The sequence below is a fragment of the Streptomyces sp. GS7 genome, from assembly GCF_009834125.1.
Lineage (GTDB): Bacteria > Actinomycetota > Actinomycetes > Streptomycetales > Streptomycetaceae > Streptomyces.
Map to the genome: position 1 here is coordinate 2,011,944 of NZ_CP047146.1, position 16,807 is coordinate 2,028,750.

General features: G+C 71.1%; 9 protein-coding genes and 1 pseudogene. 2 read left to right on the forward strand and 8 right to left on the reverse strand.

The genetic code is table 11. From position 1 onward, the window contains the following. The first annotated feature begins 68 nt into the window (after window positions 1–68). Window positions 69–221, forward strand: a complete 153-nt coding sequence (locus GR130_RS08670) for a hypothetical protein (RefSeq protein ID WP_236572952.1) — start codon at window positions 69–71, stop codon at window positions 219–221. A 1,473-nt stretch (window positions 222–1,694) separates the two neighbouring features. On the opposite strand, the gene GR130_RS08680 is transcribed toward GR130_RS08670, so the two are convergent. From GR130_RS08680 to GR130_RS08715, 8 genes are all read right to left on the reverse strand, one after another. Continuing rightward, window positions 1,695–2,156, reverse strand: coding sequence for a hypothetical protein (locus GR130_RS08680; RefSeq protein ID WP_159504156.1), 462 nt, complete (start codon window positions 2,154–2,156; stop codon window positions 1,695–1,697). A 134-nt stretch (window positions 2,157–2,290) separates the two neighbouring features. Continuing rightward, window positions 2,291–2,650, reverse strand: a complete 360-nt coding sequence (locus GR130_RS08685; protein WP_159504157.1) for a DUF6114 domain-containing protein — start codon at window positions 2,648–2,650, stop codon at window positions 2,291–2,293. After that, window positions 2,641–3,285, reverse strand: a complete 645-nt coding sequence (locus GR130_RS08690) for a DUF6230 family protein (RefSeq protein ID WP_159504158.1) — start codon at window positions 3,283–3,285, stop codon at window positions 2,641–2,643. The genes GR130_RS08685 and GR130_RS08690 overlap by 10 nt, the downstream gene beginning before the upstream one ends. Before the next feature lie 47 nt (window positions 3,286–3,332). Further along, the gene (locus GR130_RS08695; RefSeq protein ID WP_159504159.1) at window positions 3,333–4,655 is read right to left on the reverse strand and encodes an aldehyde dehydrogenase family protein; all 1,323 of its coding nucleotides are present in this window, start codon (window positions 4,653–4,655) and stop codon (window positions 3,333–3,335) included. Window positions 4,656–4,772: 117 nt separating this feature from the next. Beyond that, the gene (locus GR130_RS08700) at window positions 4,773–5,633 is read right to left on the reverse strand and encodes a hypothetical protein (protein WP_159504160.1); all 861 of its coding nucleotides are present in this window, start codon (window positions 5,631–5,633) and stop codon (window positions 4,773–4,775) included. Then, complete coding sequence (locus GR130_RS08705) at window positions 5,633–7,255, reverse strand: PfaD family polyunsaturated fatty acid/polyketide biosynthesis protein (RefSeq protein WP_159504161.1); 1,623 nt, start codon at window positions 7,253–7,255, stop codon at window positions 5,633–5,635. Before GR130_RS08705 ends, GR130_RS08700 begins: the two co-directional genes overlap by 1 nt. Further along, window positions 7,252–9,585 carry a 3-hydroxyacyl-ACP dehydratase gene (locus GR130_RS08710; RefSeq protein WP_159504162.1) on the reverse strand — a complete coding sequence of 778 codons (2,334 nt, stop codon included), beginning with the start codon at window positions 9,583–9,585 and terminating at the stop codon, window positions 7,252–7,254. Before GR130_RS08710 ends, GR130_RS08705 begins: the two co-directional genes overlap by 4 nt. A gap of 40 nt (window positions 9,586–9,625) precedes the next feature. After that, the gene (locus tag GR130_RS08715) at window positions 9,626–15,724 is read right to left on the reverse strand and encodes an SDR family NAD(P)-dependent oxidoreductase (RefSeq protein WP_443043586.1); all 6,099 of its coding nucleotides are present in this window, start codon (window positions 15,722–15,724) and stop codon (window positions 9,626–9,628) included. A gap of 528 nt (window positions 15,725–16,252) precedes the next feature. Between GR130_RS08715 and GR130_RS08720 the strand changes: the two are divergent. Then, a pseudogene (locus tag GR130_RS08720) lies at window positions 16,253–16,504 on the forward strand (ISAzo13 family transposase); the annotation flags it as partial. Between the last annotated feature and the right edge of the window lie 303 nt (window positions 16,505–16,807).

Consider the following 16,807-nt stretch of genomic DNA (forward strand, 5'->3'; position numbering starts at 1 on the left):
CACCGGCTGACGGCCTGTCATTCCAAGGCAGTACAGCTCATTTTGCTAGGAGTCCTTACGCTTCGGTGATGCTCGAAGCGGGCGAGTCGGTCGTATCGCTGGCGAAGTGGCTCGGTCACTCCGATCCAGCGTTCACCCTCCGGACCTACACGCACTTCATGCCGGAGGCCGGCGCGCGCGGTCTTGCCGCCATCGAAGCGTGGCTCGCGGATCTTGGCTGAAAGTCCCTGAGAAGTCCCTGGGGCTGCGGCGGAAGCTCTCTGAGCAGGCTAACCAGCAGGTCAGAGCGTGATCCACTCGCCAGCGGGACAGAACCCGGCGTACAGGCCGACTCGTCCGCCCCACCTTATTCCCGCAGGTCAGAGGGTATCTTCTCGGATTGAACAACCTGTCGGGGGTGAATCCGGGGCGATTTCGGGGCGTGCAAGTGAGCGGGGCGGATACCCGCTGGGCCCATTCATCGTCGGGGCAGCGGGCCAGGTGCGGCGCGAGCGTGCCCGTGATCGTCCGGGTGAGGCGGCCGAACACCTTCGGCAGAGGGCGCGCAGGAAGTGCGGGACGTCGAGTGTCCTCCCTGTCGCAGGCAGGCGCACATCGCGTGGGCCCTGATCACGTTGTTGACCCGGCCGCTGACCAAGCACGTCAGGAAACTGCCCTCCACCACCCCGCCGCCGTTGGAACCGGTGTCTCAACCGGTGAGGATCCGGGCCGGTTCAGGCTGTATCCGACTGGCGCCGGAACCAATGCGCTGAGCCGGCCATGTGGTGAAGTTCCCCCTGCGGGCTGGACAGCCTGATACGCGGTGGGAGAACCGGGAACAGCAGCAGACCATCGAGATCTGAAAAGCCGCGGCCTTCTTCGCGAAGGAGTCGACTTCCCGTCGGAAGCCGCCGCGCTGAAGTGCATCTACGTGGCGCTGATGTCCCGCGATCCGACCGGCAAGGGCCGGCGCCGCTGGAGGGTGTGCCGGAAAGCGCCGCCGAACGCCTTCCAGATCGTCCTTGAGGGACGCCTGCCCCCGAGCCGCAACACCACCCAACAACCAAGATCAGCGGTTGAGTTGGCACACCCCTTGGCGGCATGTGCAAGCGGCCCAGGCGCAGCAGCGGCCCCAAGAAGGGGAGGCTGTTGACCGCGACGGTCGTGCCGCGGCCGATTGCCTGGTGTCGACCACCGGTCCGGGCAGCGCTACGCCGCACCTTGCCCCTGCGAAGTTGCGAAGAAGGTGGTATCGGCCAGGCTGACGTCAGCCCAGGTGAGAGATCTGCAGCACATGGTCGCGTAGGAGTTGAAATGCTGAGCGCTGATCTTGCTTTGGTTGGTCTTCCCGAACTCGGACATCCGTTCTTGTCTCTGTCGGCCGCTCCCACGTGATCATGCGCGGGTGCGATGGCTCTGGTCCGATCACTGGCGCTCCAGCCTGGGGAAGCTCCAGCACTGCGGGCGAGGAACTCGGCAGTACCATCTGGGACTTGCCGTTGGCAGGGCAGACGCACGCCGACACGACCAGGACGAGGGTGTCGACCAAGAGTTGGCTTCCGTACCACGGGATTGGCTGGCAGCCTTGGCCAGACACCCCCTCCCTCCGCTCCCCCAGCGCAGCAGCCACAGGGCAAGTTGACATGGCCTGTCCCGGTCCTTGGTCAACGACTTGGGCAGGTGTGGTCCCCCGTCCTTCGACCCGCCCGGACGGTTCAGTTGCAGTGCTGCTCGCCGGTCAGTTGTAGATCGGTGGGTCCCGTGGCGACCCGAGACGCAGAGATCTGGACGCCGTGTGCCTGCACTCCGAGCAGGGTGATCTGAGGGACTGGCAGCGGAGGGACAGCGTCGGTGGAGAGCACGAGTGGCAGGCCGCCGGGGAGCGTGGCGGTGAGGGCATCAGCGCGGAAGCGGATGCCGGTCAGGGTGATTCGTGTGCTGCGTAGGCACAGGACTCGACCTGCACCGTGGTCCTGGGCCAGGCGAGGGCGTTCGACGTCGGCGGACTGGGCCGAGCAGAGCTTTGGCCTGCCCGGCTCGGGCGACAGCAGGGGGCACCACAGTCCTTGCAACGTGACCGCGTCGGCTCGCAAGGTGGCGCCCTCGCCTTCGTCTTGGCCGCCGAGCGCGATGTCGAGTGGACGGCCCGCGGAGAGCGAAGGATCCTCGTGGGACACTCCGGCCGGCTTGGCAGCCCCTGCTCCGGGGGTCGGCGCACAGCACAGGGTTACCGCGAGCACGGCCAGGACACCCGTGGCCCGGCGCCTCGTGCGGCGGGCCACCGGGACAGCGCGCGGTGGCCCGGCCGCCGTCACTGATCCGTTCCCGGCGGGTCCTCGGCGGGGTCCCACGCCACTGCGAAGGCGCCGCCCACCAGTGCCAGCAGTATGCCGATGAGGAAGCCTCCCAGGTTGGCGAACGGAAAGGACAGCAGCCCCGCCGCGATGGCCGTCCAGCCGCCGCGACGGGCCCGTTGTGGCCACAGCCACACGTTCCCCGCGCATACCGCGAGTGCGATGGCGATCGTCACGGAGGTGGCCCCCTGGAATCCCTCGACGGTCAGGTAGGCGGGCCGGGCGAGCGGCAGGCAGCCGAGTTCGACGGCGGAAGCGAGCACCAGGACGGCTGCGACGTTGGGCCGGTCTCGCAGGGCATGGTGGGTCAGAAGCATGGGTGGTCTCCGAGCTGTACGTGCATCCGTGCGCCGCTCAGGTCGAACGAGCCGGCCGTGATGGACTGGGAGGTGAGCCGCATACCGTCGACGTCCAGCGTTCGGGCCTGTTGGCCGTATTGGCCCGAGGCGCCGTGCACCCCGGCGACGGCGTCCAGCGTCGCGGCGTCGCGCCCCATCTCCACCTCGCCGAATCGCATGTCGCCCTTCAACTCCGAGAGGCCCAGTACCAGTCGATGGGCCTCCGTCGTCCGGCCGTCGTCCGCTTCGATTCGCAGGGTGACCGCACCGAGGGGCGTGTGTGCCACCGATGACTGGCACAGGCCGGTCAGGCGCGCCCGGCTGATGCCTGCGACCGCCGCCGGGCGGTCATGGCCCGCGGCGTCGGAGGTGAGGCTGGCGAACTGCACGGCGCCGACGCCGTGCATCTGCTTGGCGGACACCTGGAACGTGCTGCCGGTGACGGCGAAAGAGACGGGCATCGCCGCCGCCTGCATGCCACCGATCGTGATGGCGGCCGCCAGACCGGAAAGTGCCACGACGATGGCGAGGCGCCGGCAGTTCGTCCCGCTGCGTCGGGCAGGCACGGTGGGGCGGCCGGCGGTATCGGGTGGGGAAGGGGAGGGGGCTGTCACGGTTCTTTCTCCTGTGGACGGAGCTGCGTGTCGCCGATGGTGGGGCGTCACATGCCGAGGCCGGCGTGGGCCATGCCTGGCGGCAAGCCGGCGTCGGGCGCCGCGTTGAGCTGGATATGAGGGGAGGCCAGTCCGGCGAGTTGCGGGCTCAGTTGTGCGAGCCGGGTGCGAGTGAAGACCCCCAGGTGCGGTCCGGTGCGCCGGGCGAGGTGGAGGGCTTCCGCCCAGGCTGAGAACCGGACGAGCAGCGCGACCGGTCCGAGGGGTGGCCTCGGGAGATCCTCCACACCGTGTGGGGGTGCCATCAGAACGATGGGGTCCGGCACCGGCGGGCGGGCCCGGCCAGGGGGTGTCCCCGTCCGGACCGGGCGTGCCCCAGCGCCGAGCGCTGCCTCAGTCCACTCGGACAGACGGGTGTGCCACTGCCGGTGCGGTAGGGCGGTGGCCGGGCGGAAGCGCGCGGTCTCCCGTGTGAGGTGGTCGAGGAAAGCGGTGAGACGGGTGTCGTGCACCGCGACCAGTGGCGTGGCCGCGCAGCGGCGACCGGCGCGGGCGAAGCAGGACCGGACGGTGGCCCGGGCGGCGGCCCGTGCGTCTCCGTCGTGTCGGAGCACCAGGAGACCGGGTGGCGGCGGGCGCCAAGGATCCCACGCGCAGCACTGTGGTGACACCTCGTCTGCGTGCTCGGCCAGTACGCACCGGAGGTCGGCTGTCCGCCTGTCCACCGCGACCGCCCAGCCCCCTTGCGGCAGCCCGGCTTCCCGGGCCGCCGCAAGCACGGCCAGGGTGGGGACCGCCGTGCGGTGGTCGGTCTCCGAGACCACGGTCATCCCCTTCAGCAGAGCCGGCAGCGCCCCTTCCAACAGCGACACGAGGGGGCGGGCACCGTCGACATGCGACATGACCACGACCGGACGCTGCGGGGCGTGGGATGACGGCGTGTCGGAGCGGGGGCGCCGCCAGGGTGCACGGTGCGTGCCCGCTGCAACGGCGTGCCGCAGCAACGTCGCCCGGGCACTGCGGAGTTCGGCCTCGGCATCGGCGGGACCGAGACCAGAGACGTCCTGGAGGACGGTGAGCAGGGCCGCATGGCGCACCGCCAGCGCCCGTTGTAGCCGGAAGCTCCAAGGGGCGCGCTGCGTGTGGGACAAGGCCCCCCACGTCTGCGCAGCCTCCCGCGCCGCTCTCACCGCGACCCGGGCCCCGTCGGGGGAGGAGAGCGGTAGGGACAGCAGCGGACGGCGGGAGAAGATCCCGATCACCGGGAGGTGAGTGTCCGGCGGTCCGGTCAGTCCGCTCGCGGCCAGCGCGTGCGGTAGGGGAGCGTGGAGCAGGGCGCGTACGAGCACGTCGGTGGGGGGCGGCGGCATGTCGGTGGGCTCTCCAACGGGTTCGCCGGTGGGGCGGAGGGGCTGCTGGTGGGGGCTGTGGCCCCGGCCCGGTCAGGTGGTGCTGGGCCGAACTGGTCCGACAGGCTCCGGGACGGCCTACTCCGCGACGGCCGGTGATCTTTCGTGCGGGGCATGGGGACGGACCAGGGAACGGCAGTGACGGGCCAGCGGGCCGTGGGGACGCAGTATGGCCGTGCCGAGTGCCATCACGAGGGCGCCGCCGACCGGCCCGCCCAGTGCCCGCACCGATACCGAGGCCGCCACGGCCAGCAGCGGGCACGTCCCCAGGACCACCACCGCTACGCCCAGGACCACCCGCGCCGACGGCCGCCACCTGTGGAAATCCCGCGCGCCCGGCAGCCGGGAGGTGGGGCCTCCCACCGGAGGGCGGTACGCGTGGCACCACACGTACGAGAACAGCAGGACCGGCAGGATCACTGCCCCCATCCAGCACAGCGTCGCGGCGACAGGGGAGCCGCAGAACCGCAGCAGCTCCGCGACCGTCGGTGGCCCCGCTGGGAACGCCGACGGCGCGGAGGCGAGCAGCCGGTGCAGCCCTGAGCCGTCCCAGCCGTGGACCAGGATGAAGAACACCCCGGCGTACGCGCCGATCACCTGGAGGCATGCCGCCCACAACGCCCCGCGCGCCAGCAGCCGCAGGGTGAGGAGACAGCCGAGCGCACCGCTCACGAACACCCCTGCACCGAAGCAGGCCATGGCCCATGGGGGGATCTCGGTGAGGGCGTACATGGTTTCCCAGCGGGGAAACCGCGTCGCCAGCAGCAGCGCTATCGGGAGGAAGAGCACGCCGAGGAAGAGGACGGTGAGTGCGATCTGACGGTTCCGTACGGTGGCGCGGCGGCCGATGTCCCCGTCAGCTACGGCGAGCTGATTGGTGCCGGCGAGTGCGTAACCGGCACCGATCCCGTACGACCAGAACGCATCGACCTGGAACACTATGCCCCCTCTCGCAGCTCCGCCGCGCCCACCAGACAGGGGGACAGCGGAGTGAGCTCGGGTCTGCTCGGGTCCGGCGTCGCCTCATACGGGGGAGTCGTGGTGCACCAGGACGGGAGGCGGACGCCCGCGAAGCGCAGCTGGGCGAGTCGGTTCTGGTAGGCCGCTCCGTCCAGCAACGCGGCGGCGACGGCCGCGGCGTGCCGGTTCTCCGGCGCTGCCCACGGGGTGTCCCGGACCCAGTCGTTGAAGGCGCCCATCGACGGTCCGCACCAGATCTGGTAGTCGCCCACCCGCTCCGGGGCGCCGTCCGTGGCCCAGCGGGAGGAGAGCCCCAGATACCAGCGGAAGAGCAGGGCCATGCGGTGACGGGGGTCCCGCTCGGCGCGCTCCAGCCGCTCGGGGTGGTGGCACCGCAAGTAGGCAACCACATCGGGCCACACCTCGGACGGTGGACGGTGGAAGATCTCCCTCTCCAGGCGCGCGAGGGCCGCATCGGGGAGCTCTTCCACGCTGCCGTGGTCGCGGTAGAGCTGGTGGAGCCAGGCCGCCCGGCCGGGGAAAAGCGTTCCGCGCTTCAACACCTGGACGTGCACGCCCATTTCGAACATGTCGGCCGAGGGGGCGGTGGCGCAGTCCTGTACACCGGCCTGCGCCAGCAGTCCCTTGGCTCGGGCCGAGGTGCCGGCCTCCACGCACGCCTGGTTGACCGATCCGGTCACGACGTACGCTGCGCCCAGGGCGAAGGCGGCGAACGCGGCCTGCGGAGTCCCGATCCCGCCCGCCGCCCCGATGCCCACCGCGCCCCCGGGCCGTCCGGCCGCTGCCTCCCGGTCGCGCAGCGCGAGAATCAGGGGCAGTTGGGTCACCAGCGGACGGCGGTCGGTGTGCCCGGCCGAGTCCGCCTCGACGGTGATGTCGTCGGCCATCGGGACCTGCGCCGCCAAACGGGCCTGTTCGTTCGTCAGCCGTCCCTGCCGTACCAGTTCGTCGACCATCTCCGCCGGTGCCGGACGCAGGAAGAACGTGGCGATCGCCGGCTGCGAGACCTTGGCGATGACCCGGTTGTCCGCCCGGACCGCACCATCGGGCCCACGCCGCAGTCCCGCCACCCGGTACCGGACCAGTTCGGGATCCGGGCCCATGAAGGCGGATGCCTCGACGCAGCGCACGCCGTGGCGCAGGTAAACGTCCACGATCTCGCGTTCGGCCCGTGGCGAGGCGGGGTTATGGATGATGTTGCACGCCCACGGTCGGTTCGGCAGCCGTCTGCGGAGCGTGTCGACGGCCTGTTCGACGCGGGCGGTGCCCAGGCCCGCCGCCCCGAAGGAGGCGAGCGCGCCCGCCCCCGCCAGGGCCACGACGAGGTCCACCGAGGAGATCCCGCCCGCCATGGAACCTGCCATGTACGGCTGCCGCAGTCCGTGGCGGCGCAGGAAGCCTGCCGAGCCGAGCTGGTGGGTGGCGATCGGGCCCGAGGCCGCGAGTACCTCGATCTCCGACCCGGGCCGTGGAAGCTCGTTGGCTGCCCCGATCCGGCCGTGGGCCCGTACCACATAGCAGGGACGGTCCAGTGCCGCGAGCGCGCCGCGGATGCCGGCCCGATCGAAGGAGACTGTCATGCCGCCTCCTTCGTGGCGCTGCGGGGCGACGTTCGGAACGCGATGGTGTCCACCTCGTAGATGCGCAGACCGTCACTCCAGACGCTGCCGTCGGCGACGACTGTGAGCCCGGCGCCGTCGCGCTGTACCTCGCGGAGATGGACCTCGGCCCGCATCTGTGCGTGGTGCGGCAGGATCTGGCCCCGGTAGGTCCACCGCAGGGGCGCACCGGGGAGCGGAACGAGCGTCCTCAGGGAATCCTCGCTGACCGAACCGGTGTGAAGCAGGAAGAACTTGACGGCCTGACACAGCATCTCGATGCCGCAGGAGCCAGGCATCACCGGGTCGTGGAGGAAGTGCCGGCCGAAGTACCAGTCATCGGATCTCACGGGTCTGGTGGCGAGGAGGTAGCCCAGGCCGTGCCTGCCGCTCTCCGGCACCAGGGTGCAGGTGGCGCCCGCCAGCAGGGCGAGGCGGCCGTGCCCCACCGGTGCACCGGAGCCGGCGTCGAGCTGCCGGGCACCCGGTGGCGAGGTCGCTCCGTTGTCCAGCCACGGTGGGACCCGACGTCCGCCGTCCAGTCCCTGCTGCTGGTCGAGGACGGGCCTGGTGAAGAAGCCGTGCACGGTCTCGCCCCGGTGGAACACCTGGCCGTCCACGGCCAGTTCATAGCCGTACCGCTGGAGGATGGCGCCTGGCAAGGGTGTGTGGGAGAGCAGCGTGGTGTGCTGGCGCACCGTACGGCCGCGCAGGTCCACCGGGTGCAGCAGACGGGCGTTGCCTTCGAGGTTGCGGACGGTGAAGTCCTCGCCCGGGTGCTCCAGACTGGCCCCCAGCGCCGCCCCGACGAACGCCGCCGCCTGCAGGGCGCTCTCGAGGTGGAAGAGCCACGGCATCGTGCCGCCGTTGTCGCGCAGGTACCAGGGGGCTTCGGGTACGTCGTACTCGGTCACATGGGTCGAGCCGACCGGATACCCACCCCGTGCCTCGGGGATGGTGAGCATGCGGTCGAGCATCAGCATTCCGCCACGGGGCAGCCGGGGGCGGACGCGCGCGGCGGATGTGAGCGCAGCTGGGCCGTAGGTGACCGCGAGGTCGCCGTCGGCGGCGTGCGCCATGTGCAGCTCATGTACGACCGCCGGCTCGCCGCCGGGGGAGCGGCGGACCGGAGCGGCCGCATTCCCCGGCACGAGGTCGGCGCCCGGTGCCTCCCGGAGCGCCACCCCCGCCTCCCGGACCTGGGCCACCGTCCCCTCCTCGTCGCTGATCCGGACCTCCGCCACGACATGTGGGCGGGGGACGAGGCCGATCCGCGTGACGTCGGCCTCCAGTCTCAGCGGCCCGACGGCTACCCGCCTGGTGTCGGCGACGGAGAGTTGGGTGGCCGTATGGGTCACCGGGTGGAAGTACGGCCGGGGGAGGCAGAGGTGCAGCCCCTGGTGGAGTGCGTATACACGGAGTGCCTGCCACACGAACGGCAGCAGCTCGGCCCAGTCGACCGGTTCGCTGACGGCGCCGGGGGCAGCCGTGGCAGTGAGGTGTCCCAGGCCGTACCGGCCCGCTCCCTGACCGGCGACGGCGACCTCTGCCAGAAGGTGGTAGCCGCCAGGCCCGCCCAGTCCGTTGGCCCCGCCAGGGTCCGCGGTCCCGTGCTCCGGTCCGAAGACGTCGGCCAGCCGCCCGGCGGCCAGCAGGTCCAGCCCGGCGCGGTCGACACCGTCCCGTACGGCGCGAGCCGGCGGGCGCCAACCGTCGGCCGGGCACACCGACTCCCGGGGTGCGGGCGGCGGTCCGGTGGCGCCGTGAGCCTCGACGAGCAGGCGGCCACGGGACCGCACGGTGAAGGAGTCCGCGCCCGTACAGGTGGCGGTCGGCGCGTCCGGGCCGGTGAGATCGCATGGTGGTTCCTGATGCCACCTCAGGGACACCTGCTGCGGGCCCGGTGCCGGAGGCCCGTACGCCTGCCGCAGGGCACGCGCACCGGTACGCAGGACGGCGGTAGCGGGGTCGGCGTTCGCCGGGTCGACTTCCGTGGCGCCGTCCGGGGCAACGGTCGGGTGCCCGGCAGGGACCGGGCGCGCCCTGTGGTTCCGGCCGGTGTCCGGGACACGTCCGTCCGTCGGTCCGGTCCGGTCGGCGCGCCTCAACAGCCAGGTCTGCAGCGCCTGGTGAGCCTGGAGGGTGATCCGGTGCGCGGCGCAGATCAGGTCGGCCGGCCCGGTCAGGTCCTCGGCGTCGGGCCGAGCCGGCAGGGGATGCGGTGAGGTCGCGGTGGTGACTGGGGTGCCGATGCCGTCCTCGGGCCACCACCGGTGGCGAGGGGACGGGCCGTCGAAGCAGAGTTCGTCCATGGTCGTCGTCCGTCCGGGCGCAGGGGGGATGGGGCGTGCATCAGATGGCGGTGGCAGTGGCGGTGCCGGGGGAGGCATGCGGCCAGGCCGCACGACTGCCGAGTTCGGGTGCGGCCACGATGCCCTTGAGTCCGCTCCAGCGCTGCAACACCGCTCCCTCGCGAGTGCAGGCCGTCACCGTGCAGGTCAGATCCAGCGGACCAAGTTCCTGACGGTCGACCTGGATGACGAACGGGACGTTGTCCGGCAGGGGAGCCACAAGCTCGACGCGTTCCACAGAGACCGGAAGGCAGCGATGGCCGCAGGCGCGCCGGCCCAGAAGGGCCGCGGCCTGGAGCAGCAGATCGGCCAGCGCGGGGCTGTAGCGGGCACCACCGTAGGCTCCCTGAGCCAGCGGAGGGTCGGCCAGCCTGGCACACAGCACCAGCTGCCGGTCGTTCTCGACCAGGACCGGCCCCAGGCCGCGGAGCAGTGGGCCGTGGAAGAGGAACCCATCGTCATAGGCGGCGTGGGGACGGTACGGCGGTTCCGGGAGCGGGGGGAGGGTGTGCGGATCGGGTGCGTCACCGTCCGGTGCCGAGCCGAACACCCCCTCGTAGCGGGGCGGTCCGATGGTCGCGCCGTCATCGTGGATCGTCACCGCCACGGCCCGCTCGGCGCCAGGGCGGGGACGGAGCACCACACGGGCGCGCGGCGGGTGGGAGCCGTTGAGGACGAGTCCGCGGCGCACGGAGAAGTCGCGGACCTCGGTGACCGGATGCCCCGAACCGGTGCGCTCGACCGCGTTGACACCCCATCCGACGGCGGCGGTCATCGGCAGCACGGGCACCCCGTCGATGCTGTGATCCTCCAGCACCGGTTCCGCGGCCAGACCCGTCAGTTCCCGAAACAACTCCACCCCGTCGGCCGGCAGCGGCCCGGGCGGGAACGCCGACTCCAACGGGCCCAGGACGGTGACGAGGTCATCGGCGTAGGACGCAGTGAGCTGGTCGACGAAGTACGTGCAGCCCTCCTCGCGGCTCAGCAGCGGCACCCCCAGCTGCTGGAACAGCTCCTGGGCCCGTTCCGACGCCATCCCGCCGCGCCATGGCCCCCAGGCGAGCGCAGCGACCCGCGTGTCGGGGTGGGCGGCCTTCCATGCACAGGCGAACCGGTTGAGCGCCTCGTTGGCCATCGCGTAGTCGGTCTGCCGCCCGTTGCCGTAGATCCCGGACACCGAGGTGAAGACGATCAGATGGCGAATGCGTTCGGCGGGCAGCGCCGCGAGCACGTGCTGCAGCCCGGCGAGCTTGGTGTCCACCACCCTCTCGATTCCCCGGGCGTCCTTGACGGCCAGCGGCTGATCGTCCAGCACACCGGCGCCGTGGAGGACCCCGGTCGCCTGCTCGGCCCACGGTGCCAGCGCCGCGCTCACCGACGCGGCATCCGTGATGTCGGCGCTGACGTAGATGGCGTCGGCTCCCAGGCCGCGCAGCTCCGCCAGCGTGGTGTGCATCTCCCGCTGCGTGAGCAGCCGCTCGACTTGCGTGTCCAGCGCGGTCCCGACGGCCGGATCGCCGGGGTCCTCGCCGCGTGCGCGGGCCTGTTCCGCGCACGCCTCGCGCAGCGCGGACGGGTCGTCGAGGCCGGCGGCCCAGGCGGGCGGATCCTCCAGTGGCGTACGGCCCAGGAGGACCAGCCGACAGGGCCGTCGTGCCGCCAGCGCGGTCAGGCACCAGGCGGTGATGCCCCGGGCGCCGCCGGTCACCACCAGCAGATCGTCCGGGGACGGGGCGTCGCCCGCGGCCGCCCCGCTGTCGACGGGGAGCCGGTCGGAAGCATCGGGCGAGAGCGTCAGGGTGCGACGGGTCTCTCCGTCCCAGCCGACCTCCCGTACCGGCGCGGAGTCGGCGATCTCGCGCAGGAATTGCGTTGCCGCCTGGGTGACCGGGCTCTCGGGCGCGCTGTCGAAGGCCCGGCAGAACAGGTCGGGCTCCTCCACACCGAGAGCCTTCACCAGACCGCCCAGCCCTCCGTACAACGCCTGAGTCGTATCGCCCGCAGTCCCCATCAGTCCCAGGGAGCCGTCGAGCCGGGTGACGGCGGCGAACCCGGCACGGTGCCCGGCTGCGACGGAGGCCTTCAAGGCCGGCACCGTGTGCTTGGCGAGGAGTACGGCATGCCGCAGTCGTTGGACGGTGGCGGCCGGATCCGTTCGCGGCTCGCGATCGGCGGGCAGTACGCACAGCCCGAGCCGCCCACTGGGCGGCAGCGCCCGCTCGATCTCGGTGCGCAGCGTCTCCTCCCGCCAGTCGGCGAGCTGCCCCTCCGCCCCGCGAACGGCCACGTCCGGCAGGGCCAGCACCCGGACCTCCCAGCCGTCGACGGCCAGCGCGTCGCGCAGCGCATCGGCCAGCGGGCTGCCGTCGTGGGCGATGAGCGCCGTCGGCTGCGGGCCGTAGGGGGCCGCGATCGCATCGACCGCGGGCAGGGTACGCAGACCCACACGGGCTCGTCCGGCGACCACCGGGGCCCTGCCGGCCGAAGATCCGTCGGCGCATCCGATCAAGGTGTGCACGAGCCGGGCCAGTTCACCGACGGTGCGCGCCTGCGCAAGGCGGTAGATGTCCTCTTGCGGCAGGAACGGGTAGCGCCGCCACGCCTCGGAAGCGATCTCGACCTGCTTGAGCGAGTCGATGCCCAAGTCGGTCTGGATGTCGAGGTCGGGGTCGACCATCTCGACGGTGTACCCGGTCTTCTCCGCCACCAGTTCACGCAGGATCCGCTCGACCTCCGCCACGTCCGTGACGGCTCCCGGGCCGTCGGGCACTCGGTCCACCCCGGGTTCGTGTGCGGCGGCGGATGCGGCATCGGCCGCGTTCCGGGGTGTGGGGACCGCCGCGCCCGGTGCGGGGGGACCGACGGTATCGACGGATGGCGGGGCGACGACGGGCGCCTCGCCCTCACCACACGGCGGGTTCCTGTCTGCACCGGACTGCGCCTGGCCGCTTGCGGAGCCGTGGACGTCGTCGAATGCCAGGCCGGTGCGGGCCAGTTCGAGCAGGACCTCCTGGCTGCGGATGTGGGCGCGGCCGAGTGCCGCACTGTGATCACGGACGGCTTCGGCGCAGGCGAGCACCGAGGCATCGGGGCCGGTGCCGGCGCTGGAAACCATCTGGGCGAGGCCCTTGGCAGTCTCCAACTGGCCGCCCAAGTACTCGTTGTGCAACTCGAGTTGCCGGGCGGCCAGCTGCCCCAGAACTTCCGCGGCCGTCCGTTCCCCGCAGGTATGGCCTGCCGGTGTGGCCTCGGCTGCTGTTACGGCCACGGCATCCCCGCACTGGAAGGGGGTGGCCAGCAGTTCCTCATGCTCCGCCCGGCGAGCCTCGACGGCGAACGCCGAGCCCTCCAACAGCCGGGCCACCGCGGACGGCTCTTCGCGCGGCGCCGGCTCCGGGGCGTCATAGCGGTTGATGCCGCGGATGTCGAAGCCGAGCACCGCCAGCCGCAGCGCGGCGCACTTCAGGGCCGCCGCGCCGTCGCTTCCCGGTCCGTGGTCGGTGGGGATCACCTCGGCGACGCCCGCACCGAGGATGCGGGGCACCAGCCGACTGAGCACCTGCTTGGGCCCACACTCGACGAAGACCCGGCAGTCCTCGGCGTACAACTCCCTTACGCGGGCCGCGAAGTCCACCGGCCGGACGATCTGCTCGGCCAGCACTCGCCGGTTGGCCTCCGGATCGTCGCCGTAGCTTGCGCCGGGGGTGTTGGCCAGTACTGGTGTAGCGGGGTAAGGCAGGTCGACGCCTGCCAAGGACGCGGCGAACGCTTCCACGGCGTGGCCGACCAGCGGGGTGTGGAACGCCGCCGCGACCGGGAGCCGGTGCAGAGCCGTGCCTTCCCGCGCGCAGTCCGCGGCCAGTGCCTCGATGGCCGGCGTCGGCCCGCCGAGCACCACCTCGTCAGGCGCGTTGATGTTGCTCAGCCTCAACTCCGGGTGAGCAGAAGCCCGTTCCCGCCAGTCGTCGGCCGACATTCGCAGCGCGACCATGGCACCGGGATCTTCGCCGTCGTCGGCTCGCTCCATGGCCTGCCCGCGTCGCAGCGCAAGCCGCAGGCAGTCGGCGTCGGAGAGGCTGCCGGCCGCCCAGAGCGCGGTGATCTCGCCGGAGCTGTGTCCCAGCAGCCCGTGCGGAGTGAAGCCGAGCTCGGTGAGGAAGCGGTACTGCCCCATGGCCAGCGCGCCGATGGCCGTCTGGGCGCAGCTGGTCCGCCGCAGCCGGTCCGCCGCTTCCTGCGGTCCGTACCGCCCCGGTTCGGGGTAGACGACCCGGGCCAGTGTGTCTTCTCCCTCCGTCCAGAGGGCGTTCGCCTCGTCGAAGGCCCGGCGCACCGGGGGGAACGCCAGCAGTGTGTGCAGTCCCATCTCCACGTACTGGCTGCCCTGACCAGCGAAAAGCGCCGCGGCTTTGACTTCCGGCGGCAGGCCTTCCCGCCGGAAATGGCCCCGGTCGCCGAGGCTCCAGACGCTGTCGTCGGGCCGGTCGGCCAGTCGGGCGATGGCCTCGGCCACCACGGCCTCGCGCTCCGCCGTGTTGCGGGCCAGGACGCCCAGCCGGGCGTGGCCGACCGGAACCGGTCCATCCTTCGCGGGTGGAGCCCCCGCCTGCAGAAGGGAGAGCAGCGCGGCGGGGTCCGGAGCGTGCCACAGCAGGGCCTGAGGTGTGTCATGCAGGATCCGGGCGTGGTGGTCGGAGGGCTGGTGCTCCTCCAGGACCGCGTGGAAGTTCACGCCGCCGAAGCCGAAGGCGGAGACCGCGCCACGCCGGAGCGGGTGCCCCGGGTCGCGCACCCACGGCCGTGCCCGGGTGTTGAGGTACAGACTTCCCTCCTGTGCCGCTTCGCCGGGCGTGTCGATGTTGATGGTGGGAGGCAGCACCTTGTGGTGCAGCGCCAGCGCGGTCTTGATGAGCCCCGCCGCACCGGCAGCAGCCTTGGTATGGCCGATCTGTGATTTCACAGTGCCAACGGCGGCCCGGTGTCGGCGATCTCCGGTGTCCATCAGGGCGCGCAGCGTTTCGATCTCGACGTTGTCGCCGACGTGGGTACCGGTTCCGTGCGCCTCGATCAGCTCCACCGACTGTGGAGGTACGTCGGCATCCTCGTAGGCTCGGCGCAGCGCCGTCATCTGGCCGTTCCCGCTCGGCGCGTAGATGCTGCTGGTGCGCGCGTCGCTGGAGCCGCCGAGACCGCGTAGCACGGCGTAGATCCGGTCCCCGTCCCGCTCGGCGTCAGCCAGCCGTTTGAGGGCCAGCATCCCGATTCCCTCACCGAGCAGGGTGCCGTCGGCTGACTCGTCGAAGGGCCGGATGCGCCCGCTCGGGGAGAGCGCGGGCGTCTTGCTGAAGCACAGGAACGTGGTGATCGAGTTGTCCGCGTCGCAGCCGCCGGTGATCATCAGGTCGGCGCGGTGTTCGACCAGTTCGCTCACCGCCATGCGCAGGGCGGCCAGCGAACTGGCGCACGCTGCATCGACGGTGCAGTTGGTCGCGCCCAGGCCGTACCGGTTGGCGATGCGGCCGGAGACGACGTTGGCGAGAATGCCTGGGAAGCTGTCTTCGGTCCAGCCGGGCGCCCAGGAGACGGACCGGCGGGCCAACTCCTCGGCATCCCGCTCCGAAAGGCCGCAGCTGAGGGCTGCCTTCTTCAGGCGCGGCACAATGAGACGTGCACCGAGCGCGAAAAAGGTGGTGTTCTGGCCGCACACTCCGAGGATCACGCCGGTGCGCGAGGGGTCGTACCAGTCCGTTCCCTCACACCGCGCATCCCGCAGAACCTCTCCCGCCACGCGCAGGCTCAGCAGCTGGACCAAGCCGATCGAATCGAGCGTCGTCGGCGGCATCGCGAATTCTGCGGGGTCGAACACCGTCGGCGGCAGGAACCCGCCCCGCCGGGCGTATGTCTTGTCCTCGGCCAGCGGGTTGGGATCGTAATGATCGGCGATTCGCCATGAACTCTCCGGCACTTCGGTGATGCAGTCGCGGCCTGACACCACGTTGCACCAGAACTCCCTTGCGTCATGTGCCTGAGAGAACGTTCCTGCGATGCCGATGATGGCAATTGGGCTCTTGGCAAGGCGAAAAGAGGAAGTAGCCATCATGCGGACCTTACGGCGCGGGAACTGGATGGGAACGGCGTCAACGGTACATGCGTGGACGGAACTCCACACGCACATTAGTTTCACCGGGATGTGAGCACGACGCGGCATGCGCCACCTACAAGTGAGCTGCAAACGCCCCGGTGGCACCAATTATGCGATCGCGTGATGTCTCACATCAGTCAATGGAGGGATTATTCGGCGGGGTGCAGGAGTTCCCACGTCCATTTCTCGACTTCGCGGGTGGCGGTGCGTCATTTTCTGAGCTTCCGACCTGCTGTAGAGCGCGCAACGCGGTTTCGAGGCTACGGCAGTGACTGGCTGTTCCCCGGACGAGATCCGGCGTACACACCGATCCGCCAAGGCTGCTCCGGGGGCGTCCGCGATTTCGTCCGTAACCGCTGTGGCTTCGACGGGGGCGAGGGCATAACTTCACGGAGCAGCTGAGTTCTCGTTGGGGTACGAGCACTCCGGGCGTGCAGGTTTTTAACTCGTGGCTTTCTTTTCTGCTCGGTGGTCTGTTGGTCTGGCATGAATGCGTTGGAAGGGCAACGGGCCGTGTTGGCAGCCAAGTTCAGGGAGATTTTTTTCTGCCGCACTCAGATGAGCGGCAGCGTCGCCTGTCGCTAGCGGCGGAAGCCCAGTCTCTCGGCCACGGCGGGATCAGGGCGGTTGCCCGTGCCGCCGGTGCGTGAAGCCACTGTGTCTGTCGGAATGCGGGAACTCAATTCCGGATACGTCCGGTTGGGACGTATCCGTTGGCCCGGAGGTTGCCGCTCACGTTGCCCGGGTCGCGGGGCACCGGCGCGTCGTCCGCCGTGCCGCACCTCGCCCTCGCGGGCGGAGCCGCCGTGCTGCTTGGGCACCGGGGCGGTCCTCGCCGTACGCCGCAACCGTGCGACGGGAGGCACCAACTGATCTGACGGGAGCAGCGGAAGCCGGTGGCGGCCCGCGGGGGCGCGTTCACGGGGGATGGCCGGCGCGGCTCGGTGGCCGAGACCCGTGGGGAACACGGACCCAGCGCGACGCCGACCGACCGAACCCGTTCGGCATTACCGAGGCACGGGTCTGGTTCGCGGGCCCGAG